The sequence below is a fragment of the Devosia sp. 919 genome, from assembly GCF_013185965.1.
GTDB lineage: Bacteria > Pseudomonadota > Alphaproteobacteria > Rhizobiales > Devosiaceae > Devosia.
The window spans coordinates 285,616-307,176 of the sequence record NZ_JABAOL010000001.1 but is presented as its reverse complement, the minus strand read 5'-3'; the positions used below and the strand labels follow the sequence as shown (position 1 = coordinate 307,176).

The following is a 21,561-nucleotide window of genomic DNA, read 5'->3' as shown; positions in this document are numbered from 1 at the left end:
GATATCAAGCTTTCTTTATATCCGCCTTGACCGCTACGGTCCCCGGTGCCAAAACCACCCCTGAAGAGGGGAAATGCTGCCCTTCTGACGGTAGCGGAGAACAAGGCGTGGCACGCTCTTCTTATCTTTTCACCTCTGAGTCGGTTTCAGAAGGCCATCCGGACAAGGTCTGCGACCGTATTTCCGATGAAATCGTGGACCTCGTCTTCCGCGAAGCCAAAAAAACCGGCATGGACCCGGCCAAGGTCCGCATTGCCTGCGAAACGCTGGCGACCACAAACCGCGTGGTGATCGCGGGTGAAGTGCGCGTGCCCGAAACACTGCTGAAAAAAGACAAGGACGGCAATGTCGTGCTCGACGCTGCCGGCCAGCCACGCGTCAATCCGGCCAAGTTTAAGGCCGCGGCCCGCAAGGCGATCCGTGCCATCGGTTATGAGCAGGCAGGCTTTCACTGGAAAACCTGCAAGATCGACGTGCTGCTGCATGGGCAATCCGCCGATATCGCAGCTGGTGTGGATGAAGCGGGCAACAAGGATGTCGGCGCAGGCGACCAGGGGATCATGTTCGGCTATGCCAGCCGCGAAACCCCCGAACTGCTGCCAGCACCGATCTTTTATGCCCACAAGATTCTCGATGTGCTGACCCAGGCGCGCAAGTCGGGAGTGGGTCCGGCGGCCGTGCTGGGGCCCGATGCGAAATCGCAGGTGACGGTGCGCTATGAGAACGGCAAGCCGGTTGGTGTTACCCAGATCGTGCTCTCGACGCAGCACCTTGATGAAGACCTGACCTCGGCCGATGTGCGAACGATTGTCGAACCCTTCGTGCGCGAGGCCCTGCCCGACGGCTGGATCGATGACGCCACGGTGTGGCACGTCAATCCAACCGGCAAGTTCGTGGTTGGTGGCCCCGATGGCGATGCCGGACTGACCGGCCGCAAGATCATTGTCGATACTTATGGCGGGGCTGCCCCCCATGGTGGTGGCGCCTTTTCAGGCAAGGATCCGACCAAGGTGGATCGCTCGGCCGCTTATGCAGCACGCTATCTCGCCAAGAATGTCGTAGCAGCAGGTCTGGCCGATCGCGCGACCATTCAGCTGTCCTATGCCATTGGCGTGGCACAGCCGCTCTCGATCTATGTGGACCTGCATGGCACGGGCAAGGTCGAGGAAGAAGCCGTGGAGCTGGCTCTGGGCCAGGTTATGGATCTGACCCCGCGCGGCATCCGCACTCATCTCGATCTCAACAAGCCCATCTATGCCAAGACTTCGGCCTATGGCCATTTCGGGCGCAAAGCGGGACGAGACGGCTCGTTTTCGTGGGAAAAAACCGACCTCGTAGGGGCGCTCAAGGCGGCGGTAAAGTAGGAGCCCTTGGCGTAACAGGCAGCGGCCTGCTATAGCCGCGAACCTGATGACCAAGACCGCTCACCAACTTCCGCAAACGCGCGCGGGTGAACCGCGCGCTTTTTTTGGCCGCCGTTCCGGCAAGAAGCTCCATGGCGGGCAGCAGGCGGTGTTCGACGCCACCCTGCCCGCGCTTGAGATCGAGCTCGAAGGATCACTCGATCCCCGCTCGCTGTTTCCCGACGCCAACGAGATCATCGTCGAGATAGGCTATGGTGGGGGTGAGCATCTTGCCCTTGAGGCCGGCCGGCATCCGCAAACCGGCTTTATCGGCTGCGAAGTGTTTACCGGCGGCATCGGCAAGATGGTGCAGACCATCGCCGCGCAGGGGCTGCGCAATATCAGGCTCTTTACCGATGATGCCCTCAAGCTGCTGATGGCGCTGCCGGACGCCAGCCTCGACGGCGTTTACCTGCTTTATCCCGATCCCTGGCCCAAGACGCGACACCACAAGCGGCGCTTTGTGTCGCCGACAACACTGGGGGAACTCGCGCGAGTGATCCGCCCCGGTGGGAAGTTCTATTTCGCCACCGACATCGAGGATTACGCCAATTGGTGCCTCGCTCATATCCTGCGCAGCCCCGATTTCGCGTTCAATCCCGGTGGTGCAGGCGAGTGGCACGAGCCTTATCCTGGCTGGGAAGCGACGCGGTACGAGACCAAGGCGCGCCGGGAAGGCCGGATGGTGTCGTTCTACTTCAGTTTCGAGCGTCGCTGATGGAAGCCTTGCAGCGCTGGCAATACAGCGCTATATAAGGGTTCAACATCTCTGGCAGTTTGCAGAGTGGGCGCCTTCCCGGCCCCGCTCTTTTTTATTACCTGAAGGTTCAATGCCAATCGATCTTACTGAAAAACGCTTCATCAAGGAAACCGGACTCGAGCAACGGCTGGCAGCCATTATCGAGCCGGTCGCCAACAGCCTTGGTTATGCCCTGGTGCGGGTGAAGGTCACCCAGGAAAATGGCATGACCTTGCAGATCATGGCCGAGGACGAGAACGGCCGCTTTGCAATCACCGATTGCGAAACCCTGTCCAAGGATCTCTCCCCGGTGCTGGATGTCGAGGACCCGATCGACCGCGAATATCACCTAGAAGTGTCGTCGCCAGGCATTGATCGCCCGCTGGTGCGCCGCCGCGACTTCGAGACCTATATCGGTCATGAAGCCAAGGTGGAACTGGCCGATGCCCTTAATGGCCGCAAGCGCTTCCGCGGCATCATTAAGGCCGTCGAGGATGATGCCTTCGTCATTACCATTCCCGATGCGCCGGGCGGCACCGATCCCGATTTCCGCCTGCCCTTTACGGCTCTTGCCGAAGCCAAGCTGGTTATGACCGATGCCTTGATGGAAAAGGCGCGAATCGACCAGGAAGCCCATCCCATCGATGACGACGAAACGGAAACGGTTGAGTTCACCGATCCCGGCGACGACGATGAAGACGACCAAATCGTTCAGGAGACCCACTAAATGGCCGTTAGCGCGAACAGACTCGAGCTCTTGCAGATTGCAGATGCCGTCGCCCGCGAGAAATCGATCGACCGCATGGTTGTGATCGAAGCCATGCAGGACGCCATGGAAAAGGCCGCCAAGGGCCGCTATGGCGCGGAAACCGAGATCAAGGTCGAGATCAATCCCCGCTCGGGTGAGACCCGGATGTGGCGCCTGCTGGAAATCGTTGACGAGGTTGAAGAGCCCAGCCGTCAGGTTGACCTGAAGACCGCCCAGATCAAATCGCCTACCGCCAAGATCGGCGACTTCCTGACCGAACCCCTGCCCCCAATGGAATTTGGGCGCATTGCCGCTCAGTCGGCCAAGCAGGTTATCGTGCAAAAGGTGCGCGATGCCGAGCGCGAGCGCATGTATGACGAATACTTCAACCGCATTGGCGAGATCGTCAACGGCACCGTCAAGCGGGTTGAATACGGCAATGTGATCGTGGATCTGGGCCGGGGCGAAGCCATTATCCGGCGCGACGAGCTGATTCCGCGCGAAATGTTCCGCTATGGCGATCGCGTGCGCGCCTATGTCTATGACGTGCGCCGCGAGCAGCGCGGTCCGCAGATTTTCCTGTCGCGCACCCATCCGCAGTTCATGGCCAAGCTGTTCATGCAGGAAGTGCCCGAGATTTATGATGGCATCATCACCATTCGCTCGATTGCCCGTGATCCGGGATCGCGCGCCAAGATCGCGGTGACCTCGTCGGACTCTTCCATCGACCCCGTGGGCGCATGCGTTGGTATGCGTGGCTCGCGCGTGCAGGCCGTCGTGGGCGAACTGCAGGGCGAAAAGATCGACATCATCCCGTGGACCGACTCCATTGCAGATCTGGTGGTTTCGGCGCTGCAGCCGGCAGATGTTGCCAAGGTTGTGCTCGACGAGCAGGCCGAGCGCATCGAAGTCGTGGTGCCCGATGAGCAGCTGAGCCTTGCCATTGGCCGCCGTGGCCAGAATGTCCGTCTTGCCAGCCAGCTCATTGGCTGGGATATCGATATCCTGACCGAGCAGGAAGAAAGCGAACGGCGTCAGAAAGAATTCACCGAGCGCTCGACCCTGTTCATGGATGCCCTTGACGTGGACGAGATGGTTGCCCAACTATTGGCTTCTGAAGGCTTCTCGTCGGTTGAAGAACTCGCCTATATCGAACTCGATGAAATCGCGTCGATCGAGGGCTTTGACGAAGAAACGGCTGCGGAAATCCAGAACCGCGCGACCGAATATCTGGCCGCCATTGATCGGGCTCACGACGAGGAGCGCCAGGCACTCGGTGTCGAGGACGATCTTTACGAGATCCCGGGCCTGACTGCCGCCATGCTGGTTGCTCTGGGCAAGGATGACATCAAGACCGTCGAAGACTTCGCGGGCTGCGCCGCCGACGACCTCGTGGGCTGGAGTGAGCGCAAGGACGGCGAAACCAAGCGGTTCGAAGGCACGTTGAAGGACTTTCCGGTCAGCCGCGAGGAAGCTGAAGACATGATCATGCAGGCGCGCGTGCGGGCCGGCTGGATCAACGAAGACGAACTGCCTGGCGCGCAGGCTGAAGAAGGCGAAGACACTCAAGCAGAGGCGGCGGTTTAAGCCGCCTCAAGGCAAGGGAGCTCCGTTTGGCCCGGCGCGAAGAAACAACGCGGATGTGCGCACTGACTCGGCAAGAAAAGCCGGTCGCCGAGTTGATCCGCTTTGTGCTCGGCCCCGACGGGGTTCTGGCCCCCGATACGGAGGCGAAGGCCGATGGGCGGGGCGTCTGGATCAGCCTCAACCAGCAGGCCGTTGCCGAGGCGGTGAAAAAGAAGGTGTTCGGGCGCAGCCTCAAAAGCGAGGTTGTGGTCCCCGAAGACCTGCCTGGGCTGGTGCGAACCCGGCTTGAGCAGCGCTTGTTGCAGGCCCTGAGCATGACGCGCAAGGCGGGGCAACTGGTGACCGGGGCGACCAAAGTCCGCAGTCTCCTTGCCACGGGCGAGCTGGTTGCGCTGATCACCGCGTCCGACGCCTCGGCGGATGGACGCAGCAAGATGGTAGGACCCCTCAAGGCCCTTCATCACGCCGCACGCGAAGAAGGCGTGGACGACTTTGAAGTGCCTCATCTCGAATTGCTCTCTTCGGAGCAATTGGGTTTGGCACTTGGCCAGGAAAATGTGATACATGCTGCCCTAACGAAAGGGGCGGCAGCCCAATCGGCAGTGGAAAAGGCCCGCAGACTGGCCCTTTACACCGCCCAAGCGATGGCCGACAGCACCGACCGCCCTGCGGTTGACGGTGCTGTTTTGCCAGACGAACGAGTTTGAGAGACGCGAGATACATGGCTGATAACGACGACAAGCGCATCGACGACACTTCTGGCGGGGGCAAGAAGACGTTGACATTGAAGGGGGGTCCGGGTGCCGGAAACCGCCCCGGCATGTCGCGTCCACAGTCGCGTACCGTGGTGGTCGAGAAGCGCACGCGCCGCGTGCCCACGCCGGGCGCCCCGAGTGGTGCACCGCAGCGGCCCCAGTCAGCGGCTCCGGCCCCTGCCGCCGCGGCGAGCCAGCGGCCAGCGCAAAGCCAGCGCCCTCCCCAGAGCCAGCGTCCGCCGCAAGGTCGCCCGGCCGGGCAGAGCCGTGCCCCCCTGGGCCTGTCAGCTGCTGAAGCTGAAGCCCGGCGCAACGCCCTGTTGCAGGCCGGCGCGCGCCAGGCGGAGGAGCAACAGCGCTTTGCCGCCGAGGAAGCCCGCCGCGTTGAGGAAGATGCCCGCCGCCGCCAGGTGCGTGAAGAGGCGGCCCGGCTCGAAGAAGAGCGCCGTCGCGCCAGCGAAGCGGCATCAGAGACACCTGAGCCATCCAGCCCTGCCCCTCAGGCTGAAGCAGCTCCAGTTGCAGCTGCGGCCGAGACATCGGCTCCCACTCCTGCCCCGGCAGAAGCTGCTGCACCCGTTGTTCCAGCGTCTCAGCGCAATCCCGGGCCGAGCAGCGTTCGTGTGGTTGCCGGCCGCCCAGGCCAGCCGCCTCGGCCAACGCGCCCGGCAGGCGACCGCCCCAACCCCAATCTGCGCCCCGCAAGCGAGCGCGGCGCAGGCGCTGCACTGCGCCCCGGTGCTGCCACGGCCCGTCCGTCGGGCACTGCCACTCGTCCTGCGGAGGCTCGTCGTCCAGCGGGCGCTGGCATGGCACCGATCGGCAATGTGCCGCCAGCACCGCCCAGCGAAGCCGATGGTCGCAAGATCCGCACCAGCGCGCCCACCAATCGGGGCCCGATCAGTGAAGCTGAACTGGAAAATGCCCGCCGCGCATCGCGCGCCACGCCGGAGCGTCCGACGCGCCGCGTTGGTGAGGATGCCAATGCTCGCGGCCGGTTGACGGTTACCAATGCCGGCGCCGAAAGCGACCGTGATCGCGGTCCCTCGCTGGCTGCAATGCGCCGTCGTCGCGACAAGAAGATGGGCCGCAACCAGCAGGTGGCGCCCAAGCTTAGCCGTGAAGTGACCATTCCCGAGGCGATCACCGTCCAGGAACTGGCCAACCGCATGGCCGAGCGCGCCGTTGACGTCATCAAGCTGTTGATGGCCCAGGGCCAGATGATGAAGATCAACGACATCCTCGATGCCGATACGGCCGAGCTGATTGCGACCGAACTCGGTCACACCGTCAAGCGCGTGTCGGAAGCCGATGTTGAAGAAGGGCTTTATGATCTGCCCACCGATGACCGGGCTGAGGATCTGACTAATCGTGCGCCCGTCGTGACCATCATGGGTCACGTGGACCACGGCAAGACCTCCCTGCTCGACGCCATCCGCGAAGCCAATGTGGTGAGCGGGGAAGCCGGTGGCATCACCCAGCATATCGGCGCCTATCAGGTGGAAAAGAACGGTGCACGGATCACCTTCCTCGACACCCCGGGCCACGAAGCCTTTACCGCCATGCGTGCCCGTGGTGCGCAGGCGACCGACATTGCCGTTTTGGTTGTGGCAGCCGATGACGGCGTGATGCCTCAGACCATTGAATCCATCAAGCACGCCAAGGCGGCCGGTGTTCCGATCATCGTAGCCATCAACAAGATGGACAAGCCCGATGCCAACCCGACCCGGGTTCGCACCGAGTTGCTGCAGCACGAAGTGTTCGTTGAAACCATGGGCGGCGACGTGCTCGATGTCGAGGTTTCCGCCAAGACGCGCGATGGCCTCGACAAGTTGCTCGAAACCATCCTGCTGCAGGCCGAAGTGCTTGAGCTGCGCGTGGCGCGCGACGGCCGTGCCGAAGGCCTTGTGATTGAAGCCAAGCTCGACCGCGGTCGCGGTGCCGTTGCGACGGTGCTGGTGCAGCGCGGCACGCTGGCGATCGGCGACATCGTCGTGGCTGGTACCGAATTTGCGCGCGTTCGTGCGCTGATCAACGATCAGGGCGAACAAGTCAAAGAGGCCGGTCCCTCGGTCCCTGTTGAGGTGCTGGGCTTTACCGGCGTGCCAAGCGCTGGCGATCGGTTCTCGGTGGTTGAAAGCGAAGCACGGGCTCGCGAAGTCACCGAATACCGTCAGCGCGTTATCCGCGAGAAGACTGCTGGTGGCGGCGCGACCAGCCTTGAGCAGATGATGAACCAGCTCAAGGCCTCGGGCATTGCCAAGTTCCCCTTGATCATCAAGGGCGACGTGCAGGGTTCGGTGGAAGCGATCGTGGCTTCGCTCAACAAGCTCTCGACCGATGAAGTGTCGGCGCAGATCCTGATGAGCGCCGTGGGCGGGATCACTGAATCGGACGTGACCCTGGCTTCGGCCTCGAACGCGATCGTTATCGGTTTCAATGTGCGTGCCAACAAGCAGGCCACGGATCTTGCGACCCGCGACGGGATCGAAATTCGTTACTACAACATCATCTATGATCTTGTGGATGATGTGAAAAATGCGATGAGCGGCTTGCTCAAGCCTGAGCGCCGCGAGACCTTCATTGGTAATGCGGAGATCCTTGAGGTCTTCCAGATCACCAAGGTCGGCAAGGTCGCCGGTTGCCGGATCACCGAAGGCATGGTGGAGCGTGGCTCGGGCGTGCGTTTGATCCGCGACAACGTCGTGATCCACGAAGGAAAGCTCAAGACTCTCAAGCGCTTCAAGGACGAAGTGAAGGAAGTCCAGACCGGCCAGGAATGCGGCATGGCCTTCGAGAACTACGAGGACATGCGTCCCGGCGACGTCATCGAATGCTTCCGCGTCGAGACGGTGCAGCGCACGCTGTAGGCTTAAAAACACTGAAATTGAAAAGGGGCGCGGATCGGATCCGCGCCCTTTTTTGCTGCCTTGGTCACAAAGGGGCCATGTAGCTGAACGGGTTCTGAACAGCCGCTGAGGGCTTGTTCATGCGCGAAGCGGCACACCTAGCCGCGCCCCTGCCGATCGCCGCCCAAGCGCAGTTATGAGGCGCGCAAAAAACCACACGCGGCCCCGGAATCAAATGGCGGCAAACAAAAAGCCCGCTCTCGACGAGAGCGGGCTTTTGATGCTGGACCGGGTCATTGCCGCGACAGCGGCGTTCTTTGGTTCGGTGACTACGGGATCCGAAAAAAGGAGCCCCGCTGCCGCGGCAATGACCCAATCCGTTTAGTTGTAAACGACCACGCGAGTGCCGGTGGGAACGCGCGAATACAGGTCGATGATGTCCTGGTTCATCAGGCGAATGCAGCCAGAGGAGACATTGGTGCCGATGGTGTAGGGCTCGGTCGTGCCGTGCAGGCGGAACAGGGTGTCCTGCCCGTTCTTGTAGAGGTAGAGCGCGCGCGGACCAAGCGGGTTGGTCGGGCCGCCTTCAAGACCGCCGGCATACTGGCCATAGCGCTCGGGTTCGCGATTGATCATGGACCGGGTCGGGGTCCAACGGGGCCAGGCAGCCTTGCGGCCGACCGTGGCATTGCCGCGGAACTCAAGAGCTTCGTCCTTGCCCACACCAATGCCGTAACGCATGGCGCGGCCGTTTTCCTGCACAAGGTAGAGGAAGCGGTTGGGGGTATCGACGATGATGGTGCCCGGGCGCTCGTCGGTGACATATTCCACTTCCTGGCGCCACCACTTGGGGTCGACACGGCGCAGGTCCATGGCGGCGACGGGATGAGGTTCATCGAGCACGGGTCCGTACATGGACACGTAGAACGGATCAATGGTCGGCTCTGACATCGTCGGCGCACGACGCGACGTGGTACAGGCAGCCAGGGCGAGGGGTAGTCCAATCATAAACAGGCGGCGGTTGAGCACAGTAGTTCCCTGGTGGAGCGGCTGAACGAAAAAATGGTGATTCAACAATGACCTAAGCCCCGTGACAGCCATTGTCGAGTGCAGGAAAGCATCACTACGCCAACGCTACGTTAACGCGTGGGTTGCCTCGCAGAGATGTGAAATGTGGTGTTGCAAAGGCGCAACTAAGGCAAAGGGGCCCGGTTTGATACCGAGCCCCCTTGGGAGATGTTTTTCGGCTTATTCGGCCGGCTCGCTCTTTTCGACTTCCTTGCCGGTTGCCTGATCGACAACCTTCATGGAGAGGCGGACCTTGCCGCGCTCGTCAAAGCCCAGGAGCTTGACCCAGACCTTGTCGCCTTCCTTGACCACGTCGGTGGTCTTGGCAACGCGAGCCTCGGCCAACTGCGAGATGTGCACGAGGCCATCCTTGGCGCCGAAGAAGTTCACGAAGGCACCAAAGTCAGCAGTCTTCACGACCGTGCCCTGATAAATGGCACCAACTTCGGCTTCGTCGGTGATCGAGCGGATCCACTTGATCGCCGCTTCGATCTGAGCGCCGTCCGAGGACGAAATCTTGATGGTGCCGTCATCATCGATGTTGATCTTGGCGCCGGTCTTTTCGACGATCTCACGGATCACCTTGCCGCCGGTGCCGATCACTTCACGGATCTTTTCGGTCGGGATCTTCATGGTTTCGATGCGCGGAGCGAATTCGCCCACTTCGCTGCGCGAAGCGGTGATCGCCTTGGCCATTTCGCCCAGGATGTGGATACGACCGCCCTTGGCCTGTTCGAGGGCGATCTTCATGATCTCCTCGGTGATGCCGGCGATCTTGATGTCCATCTGGAGCGAGGTGATGCCTTCTTCGGTACCCGCCACCTTGAAATCCATGTCGCCCAGGTGATCTTCGTCACCGAGAATGTCGCTGAGCACAGCAAACTTCTCGCCTTCGAGGATCAGGCCCATGGCAATGCCGGCCACGGGACGGGCCAGCGGCACGCCAGCATCCATCAGCGCCAGCGAAGTGCCGCAAACGGTGGCCATCGAGGAGGAGCCGTTGGACTCGGTGATCTCGGACACGACGCGGATCGTATAAGGGAACTCTTCAACCGAAGGACGGATCGGGTTGATCGCGCGCCAAGCGAGCTTGCCATGGCCGATTTCGCGACGCCCTGGGGAACCCATGCGGCCAGCTTCACCCACCGAATATGGAGGGAAGTTGTAGTGCAGCAGGAAGTTCTGCTTCTGGGTGCCTTCAAGCGAGTCGATATATTGCTCGTCTTCACCGGTGCCGAGGGTGGCAACCACCAGCGCCTGGGTTTCGCCGCGGGTAAACAGCGCCGAACCATGGGTGCGGGGCAGAACGCCAACTTCCGAAACAATGGGACGAACGGTCTGCAGATCGCGGCCGTCGATGCGGTAGCCGGTGTCGAGCACGTTCCAGCGCACAACCTTGGCCTGGAGCGACTTGAACACGGCGCCAACATCTTCGGCCGAGATCTCGCCGGCATCAACGCGGGCAGCAAAATGCGCCTTGGCCGTTGCCTTGACCTTGTCGACCGCGTCGTAGCGATCTTCCTTCTTGGTGATCTTGTAGGCAGCGCGCAGATCGGCTTCGATCACGCCGAGCATTTCGGTTTCGATGGCCGAGAAATCCTCGGGCTCGAAATCGCGGGCGTCCTTGGCGGCCAGCTCGGCCAGCTTGATGATGGCGTCGATGACCTTGCGCGATTCGGCGTGGCCGAACATCACGGCGCCCAGCATGACTTCTTCTCTGAGTTCCTTGGCTTCCGATTCAACCATCAGCACGGCATCCGCAGTGCCCGCCATGACGAGATCGAGCTTGGAGTCGGCGCGACGGTCAACCGGCAGGTTGAGGACGTATTCGCCATTAACGTAACCAACGCGCGCAGCGCCGATCGGGCCCATGAAGGGCACGCCCGAAATGGTGAGGGCGGCGGAAGCGGCAACCATGGCCAGAACGTCAGGATTGTTTTCCATGTCGTGCTGGAGAACGGTAACGATCACCTGGGTTTCGTTCTTGTACCCATCGGGGAACAGGGGACGGATGGGGCGATCGATCAGGCGCGAAGTCAGCGTTTCAGCTTCGGTCGGGCGACCTTCGCGCTTGAAATAGCCACCGGGGATCTTGCCGGCGGCAAAGTATTTTTCCTGGTAGTTGACGGTCAGCGGGAAGAAGTCGATGCCCGGCTTGGGGGACTTGGCGCTGACGACGGTGGCCAGAAGCACGGTTTCGCCCAGGGTGGCGAGAACGGCACCATCGGCCTGGCGCGCAATCTTGCCGGTCTCGAGGGTGAGGGGCTGGCCGCCCCAGTTGAGCTCTACCTTGTGGTGATCAAACATGTGTTTGTCTTTCATCTCTGCCCAATGACCCGGAGCGCGGCGCATAGCGACCGCGAAGTCATCGAGTGTGTCCGCACCGAGCGCCGCACCCCATGTGCCGCGCCGGCTCAAAACCAGACACTGTTTCGGTTCGGCGGGCTGAAACATGGGCAAGACAACAAGACGCTCCCCGAATGGTGGGGCGCCTCACGGATTCAAAACCAAGGAAATGATTTTGCAGTGCGTGAGGCGGGGAGCGGCCAATAATCCTGCCATGCTCCGGCGAACGCCGGTCTACGCTTCCGACCCCTTGATCTTCGCGTGAGGGCGGCCTGCAAGTCCGTTTTTGCGGTTCCGGTGCTGAGGTACCGATGTACGCTCCGCTCCGGTTCTCGAAAACCGAACTTTCGGCTCGCCCTGACGCAATCTCAAGGCGCCGGCGACAGATGCGGAACCGGGTCCCGCATCCGCAAATCATCTGACGTCGCTTAGCGACGAAGGCCGAGACGTTCGATCAAGGTCTTGTAGCGATCCTCGTCGATCTTCTTGACATAGTCCAGAAGGCTGCGACGGGTCGAAACCAGCTTGAGCAGGCCGCGGCGGGAATGGTTGTCCTTGGCGTGACCCTTGAAGTGCTCGGTCAAGTTGGCAATGCGCTCGGACAGAATGGCGACCTGCACTTCCGGCGAACCGGTATCGTTTGGCTTGGTCGCATATTCCTGGATCAGGGCGGTCTTGCGCTCAGGAGTAATCGACATCGGGCATATCCTTTCAATTGGGAGGATGGGTCGCCCCGGCCGGGATGTCGTCCAGGCGGGGCCGAATAAACTGACGGGGCAAAGCCCGCCAGTTGCCCTGCCCTATACTGCATTGGAGCGCGGAAAGCCAGATTTTATTGGATTACCAAACAGGCGATAGCCGCCACACCAGGGGTGCAGCGGCCATCAACCGGGTCGTGCAGGCGCTCAGTACTTGGCGATGGGGTCGCTGGCCGGGAAGCTTTCGTCGACGGCCTCATCCACTTCATCCCAATCCTCGGGTTTGTCGGCCTGGGACTCGCCGCCGGCTGGACGGATCTGCACCGGGGAATCCTTGGGGCCGGGCTTTTCGCCGTCCTTGAGTGCCGCTGCGCCTGGCGTGGTCGGATCGGTCATGATGACCTCCTTGAAAAAGTTAGCTCACGTTAAACGGCGCGGGGGGCCGGAAGTTGCAGGGAGCGCTTGGGTCTGGCGGCAGGCTCTGGTAAAGGAGCGCCATGACCCAGACGCGTGCCAACACCAAAAAGCTGTTCATCAAGACCTATGGTTGCCAGATGAACGTTTATGACAGCGACCGCATGGCCGATGCGCTGGCGCCGCACGGCTATGAGGCGACAACCGAGATCGGCAATGCCGATCTCGTGCTGCTCAACACCTGCCATATCCGCGAAAAGGCGGCCGAAAAGGTGTTTTCCGAGCTGGGGCGCCTCAAGGAATTGCAGGCCGAGCGGCGCGCCGATGGCGCCGACCTGATGATCGGGGTGGCCGGTTGCGTGGCGCAGGCCGAAGGCGAGGAAATCGCCCGCCGCGCGCCCGTAGTGGATATGGTGGTGGGCCCGCAGGCCTATCACAAGCTGCCCCAGATGCTGGCCGAAGCGCAAGCGCGGCGCGCCGTGCACCCCTCGCTGCGGCGCACCATCGTCGACACCGAGTTCCCCGAAGAAGACAAGTTCGACCACCTGCCCGCGCCGAAGCGCGAAGTGACGATCAAGCGCGGGCTTACGGCTTTTTTGACGGTGCAGGAAGGCTGCGACAAGTTCTGCTCGTTTTGCGTCGTGCCTTATACCCGCGGCGCCGAGGTCAGCCGGCCGGTGCGCCAGGTGCTGGCCGAAGCGCGGGGGCTCGTCGAAGCGGGGGTGCGCGAGATCACCCTCCTCGGGCAAAACGTCAATGCCTATCACGGCTTGGCCGATGACGGCCGGGTAGTAGGGCTGGGGGATCTGGCTTATCTGCTGGCAGAAATCGACGGGCTGGAGCGGCTGCGCTACACGACGAGCCACCCGCGCGATATGGACGAGGCGCTGCTCGCCGCCCATCGCGACCTGCCCATCCTGATGCCTTATCTGCACCTGCCGGTGCAGTCCGGGTCGGACCGGATTTTGAAGGCGATGAACCGGCGCCATACGGCGGCGGAGTATTTGGCCCTGATCGAGCGGATCAAGCTGGCGCGCCCGGACATGGCGCTGTCGGGTGATTTCATCGTCGGCTTTCCCGGGGAAACTGAGGCCGATTTCGAGGACACGCTCGCGATCATCCGGGCGGTGGGCTACGCCTCGGCTTATTCGTTCAAATATTCGACGCGACCGGGTACGCCCGGCGCCAATCTGCCCGACCAGGTGCCCGAAGAGGTCAAGACCGAGCGGCTTTATCGGCTGCAGGAGCTGGTGAATGCCCAGACGACGGCATTCCACCATACTTGCGTGGGCAAGACGCTGCCGGTGCTGATCGAGCGGGTCGGGCGGATGCCGGGCCAGGTCGGCGGGCGCTCGCCTTATCTGCAGGCCGTACATCTGGAAGGGAGCACCGCGCTGATCGGGGCCATCCACCAGGTGGAAATCGTGGGCACTTCGACCAATTCGCTGGTGGGGCGGCTGGCGGTTCCTACGCAGATGCCGCAGTTTGGGCGCAGCGAGACGCTGGTCATGAACGTGGGTTAAGCCGGCGGGCGCATAGCTGCGCTTGCGCGAAGGAGCGGCTTGCGCGCGGGCCTGGGCGTCACAATATTACTGCTGACGCGGGGACAAAATCGTCCTAGCCTCGTTTAACCCTTGCTGGCAGCGCCAGTGTTCCGTTCCCTTGAGGAGCCCCAGTTTTTTTGAGCAGGCATTTGGCACCCACCGCAGACAACGCACTGGCATCCCAACTCGAACTCGCATTTGAAGACAATCGCCTGGCGGCGCAGCTTTATGGTGATTTCGACCAGAACCTGGCGCTGATCGAGCAAAGGCTCAAAGTGGCGGCGGCGCCGCGCGGCAATCATGTGCTGCTCAAGGGCGCTGCAGCGGCCGTAGACCAGGCGCGGCGCGTGCTGGAATCGCTTTATGCCTCGCTCGAGGAAGGGCGCGCGCTCGGGATTTCCGACGTGGATGGGGTCATCCGCATGATCGAAACCGAGGACAGCCAGCTCACCCTCCCGACGCTCGAGCGCAAGGGCAAGGTGCGCATGGCCCAGATCGCCACACGCAAATCCACCATTTTGGCGCGCACCCCGGCGCAGGACGCCTATATGCGCGCCATGGATCGGGCCGAGCTCGTGTTCGGGGTGGGTCCGGCCGGCACGGGCAAGACCTATCTGGCGGTCGCGCATGCCGCTTCGCTCCTCGAACGCGGGGATATCAACCGCATTATCCTGTCGCGCCCGGCGGTGGAAGCGGGCGAGCGGCTGGGCTTTTTGCCCGGCGACATGAAGGAAAAGGTCGATCCCTATCTGCGCCCGCTTTATGACGCGCTCTACGACATGATGAAGAGCGAAAATGTCGAGCGCTGCATCACTTCGGGGATCATCGAAGTGGCCCCGCTCGCCTTTATGCGCGGGCGCACGCTGGCCAATGCGGTGGTGATCCTCGATGAGGCGCAGAACACCACCTCGATGCAGATGAAGATGTTTTTGACCCGTTTGGGTGAAAATTCCAAGATGATCGTGACGGGCGATCCGACGCAGGTCGACCTGCCGCGGGGCGAAAAGTCGGGGCTGGTTGAGGCCGTGGGGTTGCTCGACGGGATCGAGGGCGTCCATGTCTCGCGCTTTGGCGACAAGGATGTGGTGCGCCATGCCCTGGTCGGGCGGATCGTGCGGGCCTATGAGGCCGACACGACCCGCAAGGCGCAGGAAAAGCTTGCCGAAGGGGTGGCCCGCTGAGCGCTTCCCCACTCGAGATCGCGGTGATCCGCAACAGCGACGCCTGGCCCGAAGATCTCGACCCGCTCGCGGAGCGGGCGGTGCTGGCCGCGCTTGCCCATAGCAAAGCACGTATCGCGGGCGCTGCCGAAATCTCGATCCTTCTGACCGACGATGCCGAACAGCGCGAACTCAATGCGCAATGGCGTGGCAAGGACAGCTCCACCAATGTGCTGAGCTTTCCCCAGATCGAGCCCTTTGGCCCGGTGGTCGGGATCCTTGGCGATATTACGCTCGCCCACGAGACCCTCACGCGCGAAGCCGAAGAGTTGGGCAAGAGTTTTACCGATCACTTTACCCATCTGGTGGTGCATGGATTTCTCCACATCCTGGGTTATGATCATATTGTTGAAGACGAGGCCCTTCAAATGGAGGGGCTCGAAACGCAGATATTGGCAAGTCTGGGGGTCGAGGACCCCTATGCCGATTAGCGCCCGCAGGGCCCACACCCCTTCCCACAGCAGAAGAGCCGCCGTTTGCGGCATGAAACAATGACCGACAGTGACAGTTTGGGCCACCGACCCGAAAATGCCGAGCCTCCTTCTTCCCCCGCCCCCGCGCCGGTAGCCGCCCGGGGGCTTTCGATCCTGAACCGCATCCGCTCCATGCTGGTGCGCGGCACGGCGTCCCTGCGCGAAGACCTGCAGGAGGCGCTGGACGAGCCGGGAAGCGCCGAAACCGGCGACTTTTCCGAAAGCGAGCGGACGATCCTGCAGAACGTGCTCAAGCTGGGCAATGTGACGGTGGGCGATGTGATGGTGGAGCGCTCGGACATCCAGGCCATCGAGGCCGATGTCAATCTGGGCACGCTCCTGGCCAAGTTCCGCGATGTGGGCCATTCCCGCCTGCCTGTCTACGAGGACGGGCTCGACAACATCCTCGGCTTCATTCACGTCAAGGACGCGCTGCGGCGCATTACAGACAGCGTCAACGATCCCGAAAAGGACGTGCCGGTCAAGCTGGTGTCGCCGGCGCTGCGCTCCAAGATCGGCAAGCTCGATCTCGTGCGCACGGCGATGTTCGTGCCCACCTTCATGCCGGTCGGGGACCTCTTGCAATCCATGCGCGCCAGCCGCGTCCACATGGCCATCGTCATCGACGAATATGGCGGCACGGATGGGCTCGTCACCATCGAGGACCTGCTCGAAGCGGTTGTCGGCGAGATCGAGGACGAGCACGACGAATTCACCGCTGCCCTCATCCGCAAAGTGGGCGAAGACACCTATATCGCCAATGCCCGGGCGGAGTTGGCCGATGTGCAGGCGCTGATCGGGCCCGATTTCGATCCCGGCACTTATGCCGAGGAAGTCGATACGGTGGGCGGGCTGGTGTTCGACCTGGCCGGACACGTGCCGAAGCGTGGCGAAAAGGTCGGCGGACTGAAGGGGTTCGAGTTCGAGGTGCTGGCTGCCGATAGCCGCCGTATCAAGCGCTTGCGCATTCGCCGGGTGCCCGAGGGTGGCGCTCCCGAAGAGCCGCTGGCGATCACCGATCAGCGCAGCGAAGGCGAAAAAGCCGCCTCCTGATGAAAAAAGCCCGGATCGCTCCGGGCTTTTTTTGTCAGTGAAGGATAGCCTAGACCTGCTGGACGGCTTCGACGCCGGGCACGAAATGGCGCAGCAGGTTTTCGATGCCGTTCTTGAGGGTCGCGGTCGAGGAAGGGCAACCCGAGCAGGCGCCCTGCATGTGCAGGAACACGGTGCCTTCCTTGTAGCCCTTGAAGATGATGTCGCCACCATCCATCGCCACGGCGGGACGCACGCGGGTGGAAAGCAGCTCCTTGATCACCTCGACGGTTTCGCTGTCTTCGGCCTCGAAGAACTCGGCGCCATCATCGGCAAAGTCGGAAGCGCCCTCGCCTTCGGGCGCCAGCACCGGCTTGCCGGAAAGGAAATGATCCATGATCACGCCCAGAATGGCGGGCTTGATATGGGCCCAGTTGGTGTCGTCCTTGGTGACCGAGATGAAATCGGAGCCCAGGAACACGCCAGTCACGCCGGAAATGGCAAACAGGCCCGTCGCCAGCGGGGACGCTGCGGCAGCATCGGGATTGCGGAAATCGCGCGGCTCGCCCACCAGCACATCGCGCCCCGGCAGGAACTTGAGGGTCGCCGGATTGGGCGTGGCTTCGGTCTGGATGAACATGGCGCTTCCTTGCCGTGGACGTGTTTAGAACGCTTCTAAAATAGTCTTTTCGCGGCGCGGTGCAAGAGGCTTTACGCGACCTCGCGCCGCGTGGCTCCCATGCGCTGCGGGCGGTACAACGCGGGCATGATCCAATGGTTTCGACGACTAGCCCTCTTGGAGGGCATCACCACGCTGGCGCTGTTCGGCATCGCCATGCCCATGAAGTATGTTTCGGGCAATCCCAGCCTCGTGCCGCCCGTCGGGGCCGCGCATGGGGCAGCGTTTGTGCTGTATCTGCTGGCCATGCTGGTGTGCCTGCCGGGCAAGGGTTTTACGCCAGGGGAGTGGGTGCGCACGGCACTGGCGGCCTTTGTGCCGCTCGGGACGTTTGTTAATGATGGGTTGTTGCGGCGCAAGCAGATGGCCGTGGCGGCGCGGGACTGAACGGGCGAGGCTGAGCGATCTGCTGGCTTGGTGCTTGACCATCGACCCCCTCCCCGGCCCTCCCCTCAAGGGGGAGGGAGGGCAGGAGCATAAGCGCTTTTGCGAGGGAAAGATCGGGTGGACACCGGTCATGGGAGTTGCGCCTCCCTCTCCCTTGAGGGGTGGGATTGAGGGTGAGGGTTCGGGCGGTCCCGCATAGTCCCAGTTTGTGGAGAGGCTCGAACCCCCACCCTGGCCCTCCCCTCAAGGGGGAGGGGACGATGGGGCGGATGGCTCGGTGCTAGCCTTGGCCGTAGATTGCCGACTTGCGCCAGAACTGATGGACCCCCTCCCCGGCCCTCCCCGCACGGGGGAGGGTGGGCAGGTGCCGTGAGGCTGGCGTCGCGTGCGTTCGCCCGCCGGTCACAAAAATTAGCAGATGGCGATGATTTCTTCGTCGGTCATGTGGCCGGGGACGATGGTGAGGGGGATGGGGAGGGCGTTGGCGCGGTTGGCGAAGTGGAGGACCAGGGGGCCGGGGCCTTCGGGGGAGGTGGAGGCGGCAAGGACGAGGATGGCGACGCCCTTGTCCTTGTCGATCACGCGCTCGATCTGTTCGGGGCCGCTGCCTTCGCGGATCACCGATTCCACCTTGATGTCGCCGATGGAGCGCAGGCGCGCGAGGCGGGTGTCGAGATTGCGCTCGGCTTGTTCCACGGCCTCTGCGCGCAGCACTTCCTCGACGCCAAGGCCGATGAATTCGGGCGGCTCGACCACGCTCATCAGCACGACGGCGCCGCCGGTGCGCTTGACGCGATAGGCGGCAAAAAGAAGGGCGCGGTCGCATTCCTCGGTTTCATCGATGACGACGAGAAATTTACGCTTGTATTCGTTGGCGGGAACCATGCGGGCCTCCGTTAGCGGATAAAGCCGACGATCTGGCGCACATCGGCCATCACCGGCGCGGCAATGGCGCGGGCACGATCGGCGCCATCGCGCAGGATGCGGTCCATTTCGCCGCGATCGGCGACGAGGCGCTGCATTTCGTTGGCGATGGGCGAGAGCACGCTGACGGCCAGATCGGCGAGGGCGGGCTTGAATACCCCCCAGCCTTTGCCGCCATATTCGGCCAGCACCGCATCGACGCTTTGATTGGAGAGCGCGGCATAGATGCCAACGAGGTTTTCCGCCTCGGGGCGGCTTTCGAGCCCAGCCGCTTCGCTGGGCAGGGGTTCGGGATCGGTGGTGGCGCGCTTGATCTTTTTGGCCACCACATCGGCATCATCGAGCAGGTAGATGGTGGCGAGGTCGGACGTCGACTCGGACTTGCTCATTTTCTTGGAGCCGTCTTTCAGCGACTTGACGCGCATGGCGGGACCGGTGGCGAGGGTTTCGGTGATGGGGAAGAAGTCTTCCTCGAAACCCAGCTCGGCGATTTGCTTGCGGAAATCGTGGTTGAATTTTTTCGCAATGTCGCGCGTCAGCTCGAGGTGCTGGCGCTGGTCCTCGCCCACCGGCACGGCGGTGCTCTTGTAAAGGAGGATATCGGCGGCCATCAGCGAGGGATAGGCAAAGAGGCCGAGCGAGACGTTTTCGCTGTTTTCGCCGGCCTTGTCCTTGAACTGGGTCATGCGGGCCATCCAGCCCATGCGAGCCACGCAGTTGAAGATCCAGCTCAGTTCAGCATGTTCCATCACCTGGGACTGGTTGAAGATGATGGAGCGCTTGGGATCGAGCCCGGCGGCGATATAGGCGGCGGCGATCTCATAGGTGCGGCGCTTGAGATCCTCGGGCTCCTGCCAGACCGTGATCGCGTGCATGTCGACCACGCAATAGATGGTCTCGTGGGTGTCCTGCAGCGGCACGAACTGGCGGATGGCGCCGAGGTAATTGCCCAGATGCAGATCGCCCGAAGGCTTGATGCCCGAAAAGATGCGCGGGGTGAAGGTCATGGAACGCCTGGTCGAACGGAATGGGATCAGAGGGGAAGCATTATAGGGCAAATGCCCGGTATGGAACCTTGGAGTTGGTCAAGAGCCGGCAGGAGTTTGGCTTTTGGGCCGGCGACGGCGCAGGCGCGACACGAGGCCGCCCAGCGACTGGGCACCGCTGAAATGGGCCAGGGTGAAATAGGTCAGCGCGCCAAAAAGGCAAATGGCACCGAGCGCCACCACCTGCAGCAGGATGGACTGGCCGGGGGCAAAAATCGCCGCAGCGCGCGCGGCAAGGAGATAGAGCACCGCCCCCATGACCATGGCGACGAGGAGAATGGTGGCGAGGCGCCGCCATTCAGAGAGGCTCATGCGGAAATGGCCGCGACGGCGCAGGAAAACGGCAAGGAGGAGGACATTGAGCCAGGCGGAAGCGGAGGTGGCGAGCGCAATGCCCAGATGCTGGAGGGTCGGGAACAGCCAGAGGGAAATGGCAATATTGGCCGCAACCGAGACGCCGGCAAAGACGGTGGGGGTGCGGGTATCCTGGCGTGAAAAGAAGCCGGGCTGGAGCACGCGCACCAAAACAAAGGCAGGGAGCCCCACGGCGTAGCCGACCAAGGCCTGAGCCGTCAGCAGGGTGTCCTCGGGGCCAAACTGACCGCGCTCGAAGAGGACGCGGATGATGGGGACGGGAATGGTGGCGAGGGCCACGGCGGCGGGGAGCGAGAGCAGCATCGCCAGGAGCAGCGACTGGCTTTGGCTGGCGCGGGCTTCGGCCTCGCGGCCGGCGCCGATATGGCGGGAGAGCTCGGGCAGGAGCACGGTGCCGATGGCGATGCCGACAATGCCGAGGGGCAATTGGTAGAGGCGATCGGCATAGGCGAGGATCGAAATGACGTTGTCGCTGGTCGAGGCGATGATGGTGCCAACGAAGATGTTGATCTGGGTGATGCCGCCGGCAAGGATCGCGGGAATGGCGAGGACCCAGAAGCGGCGCACATCGGGGTCAAAGCGCGGCAGGCGCAGGCGGGGCACAAAGCCAGCGCGACGAATGGCGCCATAGACCAGCGCCAGCTGGGCAATGCCGCCGAGCATGGTGGCGATGGCGATCCAGAAGGCGGTATCGGCCTGATCGGGCAGGTTGAGGAAGGCCAGCGGCACAAGGGCGGCGATGTTGACGATGTTGAGCACGACCGGCGCGAAGGCGGAGGCGAAATACCGCCCCAGAGAATTGAGGATCGCCGCATAGGCCGACATCAGCGACATGCAGGCGAGGTACGGGAACATCACCCGGGTGAGGAAGACGGTGAGTTCGAGCTTTTGCGGATCATCGGCAAAGCCGGGCACGAACCAGACCATGATCTGGGGCATGAAGATCTCGGCCAAGATGGTCACCACCGCGATGGCGGTGACGAGCCAGCTCATGATGCGCGAGGCGAGTTCCTTGGCCGCGTCGTGGCCCTGCTGCTCGAGCGCGGTCGAGAACATGGGCACAAAGGCGGTGTTGAAGGCGCCTTCGGCAAAGAGGCGCCGGAACAGGTTGGGAAAGCGGAAGGCGGCGTTGAAGGCATCGGCGACGGGGCTGATGCCGAGCACCGCCGCCATCAGCGCATCGCGGGCAAAGCCGGCCACGCGCGACACGAGGGTGAGCCCGCCCACGGACAGGAAATTGCGGTATAGGCTCATGGGCGCGCGCGCCGGGGGAA

General features: G+C 62.5%; 19 protein-coding genes. 11 read left to right on the top strand and 8 right to left on the bottom strand.

Annotated features, from left to right (window positions below; translation table 11 throughout):
• The first annotated feature begins 107 nt into the window (after positions 1-107).
• From metK to infB, 6 genes are all read left to right on the top strand, one after another.
• Positions 108-1,364 carry a methionine adenosyltransferase gene (metK, locus tag HRQ64_RS01505; protein ID WP_172121747.1) on the top strand — a complete coding sequence of 419 codons (1,257 nt, stop codon included), beginning with the start codon at positions 108-110 and terminating at the stop codon, positions 1,362-1,364.
• Between the two features lie 46 nt (positions 1,365-1,410).
• Positions 1,411-2,121, top strand: coding sequence for a tRNA (guanosine(46)-N7)-methyltransferase TrmB (gene trmB, locus HRQ64_RS01500; protein ID WP_172121746.1), 711 nt, complete (start codon positions 1,411-1,413; stop codon positions 2,119-2,121).
• Between the two features lie 112 nt (positions 2,122-2,233).
• Entirely contained in the window at positions 2,234-2,869 is a 636-nt protein-coding gene (rimP, locus tag HRQ64_RS01495; RefSeq protein WP_127755030.1) for a ribosome maturation factor RimP, read from the top strand.
• On the top strand, positions 2,870-4,477 hold the full coding sequence (gene nusA, locus HRQ64_RS01490; protein WP_172121745.1) for a transcription termination factor NusA: 1,608 nt from the start codon (positions 2,870-2,872) through the stop codon (positions 4,475-4,477).
• Between the two features lie 26 nt (positions 4,478-4,503).
• Positions 4,504-5,184, top strand: coding sequence for an RNA-binding protein (locus tag HRQ64_RS01485; protein WP_282567768.1), 681 nt, complete (start codon positions 4,504-4,506; stop codon positions 5,182-5,184).
• A gap of 14 nt (positions 5,185-5,198) precedes the next feature.
• Positions 5,199-8,102 (top strand): translation initiation factor IF-2, encoded by a 2,904-nt coding sequence (gene infB, locus HRQ64_RS01480; protein WP_172121743.1) that lies wholly within the window; start codon positions 5,199-5,201, stop codon positions 8,100-8,102.
• A gap of 360 nt (positions 8,103-8,462) precedes the next feature.
• Here the strand turns inward: infB and HRQ64_RS01475 are convergent, their stop codons facing one another.
• From HRQ64_RS01475 to HRQ64_RS01460, 4 genes are all read right to left on the bottom strand, one after another.
• Positions 8,463-9,089, bottom strand: a complete 627-nt coding sequence (locus HRQ64_RS01475; RefSeq protein ID WP_248307193.1) for a L,D-transpeptidase — start codon at positions 9,087-9,089, stop codon at positions 8,463-8,465.
• A gap of 240 nt (positions 9,090-9,329) precedes the next feature.
• Positions 9,330-11,456: a polyribonucleotide nucleotidyltransferase gene (gene pnp, locus HRQ64_RS01470; RefSeq protein WP_172121741.1), complete on the bottom strand. Its 2,127-nt coding sequence runs from the start codon at positions 11,454-11,456 to the stop codon at positions 9,330-9,332.
• Positions 11,457-11,923: 467 nt separating this feature from the next.
• Positions 11,924-12,220, bottom strand: coding sequence for a 30S ribosomal protein S15 (gene rpsO / locus HRQ64_RS01465; protein ID WP_349236728.1), 297 nt, complete (start codon positions 12,218-12,220; stop codon positions 11,924-11,926).
• A gap of 180 nt (positions 12,221-12,400) precedes the next feature.
• Positions 12,401-12,589, bottom strand: a complete 189-nt coding sequence (locus HRQ64_RS01460; RefSeq protein WP_127755023.1) for a hypothetical protein — start codon at positions 12,587-12,589, stop codon at positions 12,401-12,403.
• 101 nt (positions 12,590-12,690) lie between these two features.
• Between HRQ64_RS01460 and miaB the strand changes: the two genes are divergently transcribed.
• The 4 genes from miaB to HRQ64_RS01440 all read left to right on the top strand — a co-directional run bounded on the left by miaB (position 12,691) and on the right by HRQ64_RS01440 (position 16,897).
• Positions 12,691-14,130, top strand: a complete 1,440-nt coding sequence (gene miaB / locus HRQ64_RS01455) for a tRNA (N6-isopentenyl adenosine(37)-C2)-methylthiotransferase MiaB (RefSeq protein ID WP_172121740.1) — start codon at positions 12,691-12,693, stop codon at positions 14,128-14,130.
• 170 nt (positions 14,131-14,300) lie between these two features.
• Positions 14,301-15,332 carry a PhoH family protein gene (locus HRQ64_RS01450; RefSeq protein ID WP_248307150.1) on the top strand — a complete coding sequence of 344 codons (1,032 nt, stop codon included), beginning with the start codon at positions 14,301-14,303 and terminating at the stop codon, positions 15,330-15,332.
• A 23-nt stretch (positions 15,333-15,355) separates the two neighbouring features.
• Positions 15,356-15,802 carry an rRNA maturation RNase YbeY gene (gene ybeY, locus HRQ64_RS01445; RefSeq protein WP_349236658.1) on the top strand — a complete coding sequence of 149 codons (447 nt, stop codon included), beginning with the start codon at positions 15,356-15,358 and terminating at the stop codon, positions 15,800-15,802.
• Positions 15,803-15,862: 60 nt separating this feature from the next.
• A complete protein-coding gene (locus HRQ64_RS01440) occupies positions 15,863-16,897 on the top strand; it encodes a hemolysin family protein (RefSeq protein WP_248305194.1) in 1,035 nt (344 codons plus the stop codon).
• Positions 16,898-16,946: 49 nt separating this feature from the next.
• Here HRQ64_RS01440 and HRQ64_RS01435 read toward each other — a convergent pair whose 3' ends face one another.
• A complete protein-coding gene (locus HRQ64_RS01435) occupies positions 16,947-17,516 on the bottom strand; it encodes a NifU family protein (protein ID WP_172121738.1) in 570 nt (189 codons plus the stop codon).
• Positions 17,517-17,642: 126 nt separating this feature from the next.
• Here HRQ64_RS01435 and HRQ64_RS01430 point away from each other — a divergent pair, with 126 nt between their 5' ends.
• Positions 17,643-17,942 (top strand): DUF3817 domain-containing protein, encoded by a 300-nt coding sequence (locus tag HRQ64_RS01430; RefSeq protein WP_172121737.1) that lies wholly within the window; start codon positions 17,643-17,645, stop codon positions 17,940-17,942.
• A gap of 411 nt (positions 17,943-18,353) precedes the next feature.
• Here HRQ64_RS01430 and HRQ64_RS01425 read toward each other — a convergent pair whose 3' ends face one another.
• From HRQ64_RS01425 to murJ, 3 genes are all read right to left on the bottom strand, one after another.
• Positions 18,354-18,827 carry a universal stress protein gene (locus HRQ64_RS01425; RefSeq protein WP_172121736.1) on the bottom strand — a complete coding sequence of 158 codons (474 nt, stop codon included), beginning with the start codon at positions 18,825-18,827 and terminating at the stop codon, positions 18,354-18,356.
• 11 nt (positions 18,828-18,838) lie between these two features.
• Complete coding sequence (gene trpS / locus HRQ64_RS01420) at positions 18,839-19,873, bottom strand: tryptophan--tRNA ligase (protein WP_172121735.1); 1,035 nt, start codon at positions 19,871-19,873, stop codon at positions 18,839-18,841.
• Positions 19,874-19,951: 78 nt separating this feature from the next.
• Positions 19,952-21,541 carry a murein biosynthesis integral membrane protein MurJ gene (murJ, locus tag HRQ64_RS01415; protein WP_172121734.1) on the bottom strand — a complete coding sequence of 530 codons (1,590 nt, stop codon included), beginning with the start codon at positions 21,539-21,541 and terminating at the stop codon, positions 19,952-19,954.
• Between the last annotated feature and the right edge of the window lie 20 nt (positions 21,542-21,561).

Coding starts and splice junctions, on each gene's coding strand:
- trmB (WP_172121746.1), top strand. CDS start 1,411: ATGACCAAGACCGCTCACCAACTTCCGCAAACGCGCGCGGGTGAACCG.
- nusA (WP_172121745.1), top strand. CDS start 2,870: ATGGCCGTTAGCGCGAACAGACTCGAGCTCTTGCAGATTGCAGATGCC.
- HRQ64_RS01440 (WP_248305194.1), top strand. CDS start 15,863: ATGACCGACAGTGACAGTTTGGGCCACCGACCCGAAAATGCCGAGCCT.
- miaB (WP_172121740.1), top strand. CDS start 12,691: ATGACCCAGACGCGTGCCAACACCAAAAAGCTGTTCATCAAGACCTAT.
- HRQ64_RS01475 (WP_248307193.1), bottom strand. CDS start 9,089: ATGATTGGACTACCCCTCGCCCTGGCTGCCTGTACCACGTCGCGTCGT.
- pnp (WP_172121741.1), bottom strand. CDS start 11,456: ATGTTTGATCACCACAAGGTAGAGCTCAACTGGGGCGGCCAGCCCCTC.
- trpS (WP_172121735.1), bottom strand. CDS start 19,873: ATGACCTTCACCCCGCGCATCTTTTCGGGCATCAAGCCTTCGGGCGAT.
- HRQ64_RS01425 (WP_172121736.1), bottom strand. CDS start 18,827: ATGGTTCCCGCCAACGAATACAAGCGTAAATTTCTCGTCGTCATCGAT.
- HRQ64_RS01435 (WP_172121738.1), bottom strand. CDS start 17,516: ATGTTCATCCAGACCGAAGCCACGCCCAATCCGGCGACCCTCAAGTTC.
- infB (WP_172121743.1), top strand. CDS start 5,199: ATGGCTGATAACGACGACAAGCGCATCGACGACACTTCTGGCGGGGGC.
- HRQ64_RS01430 (WP_172121737.1), top strand. CDS start 17,643: ATGATCCAATGGTTTCGACGACTAGCCCTCTTGGAGGGCATCACCACG.
- HRQ64_RS01460 (WP_127755023.1), bottom strand. CDS start 12,589: ATGACCGATCCGACCACGCCAGGCGCAGCGGCACTCAAGGACGGCGAA.
- rimP (WP_127755030.1), top strand. CDS start 2,234: ATGCCAATCGATCTTACTGAAAAACGCTTCATCAAGGAAACCGGACTC.
- murJ (WP_172121734.1), bottom strand. CDS start 21,541: ATGAGCCTATACCGCAATTTCCTGTCCGTGGGCGGGCTCACCCTCGTG.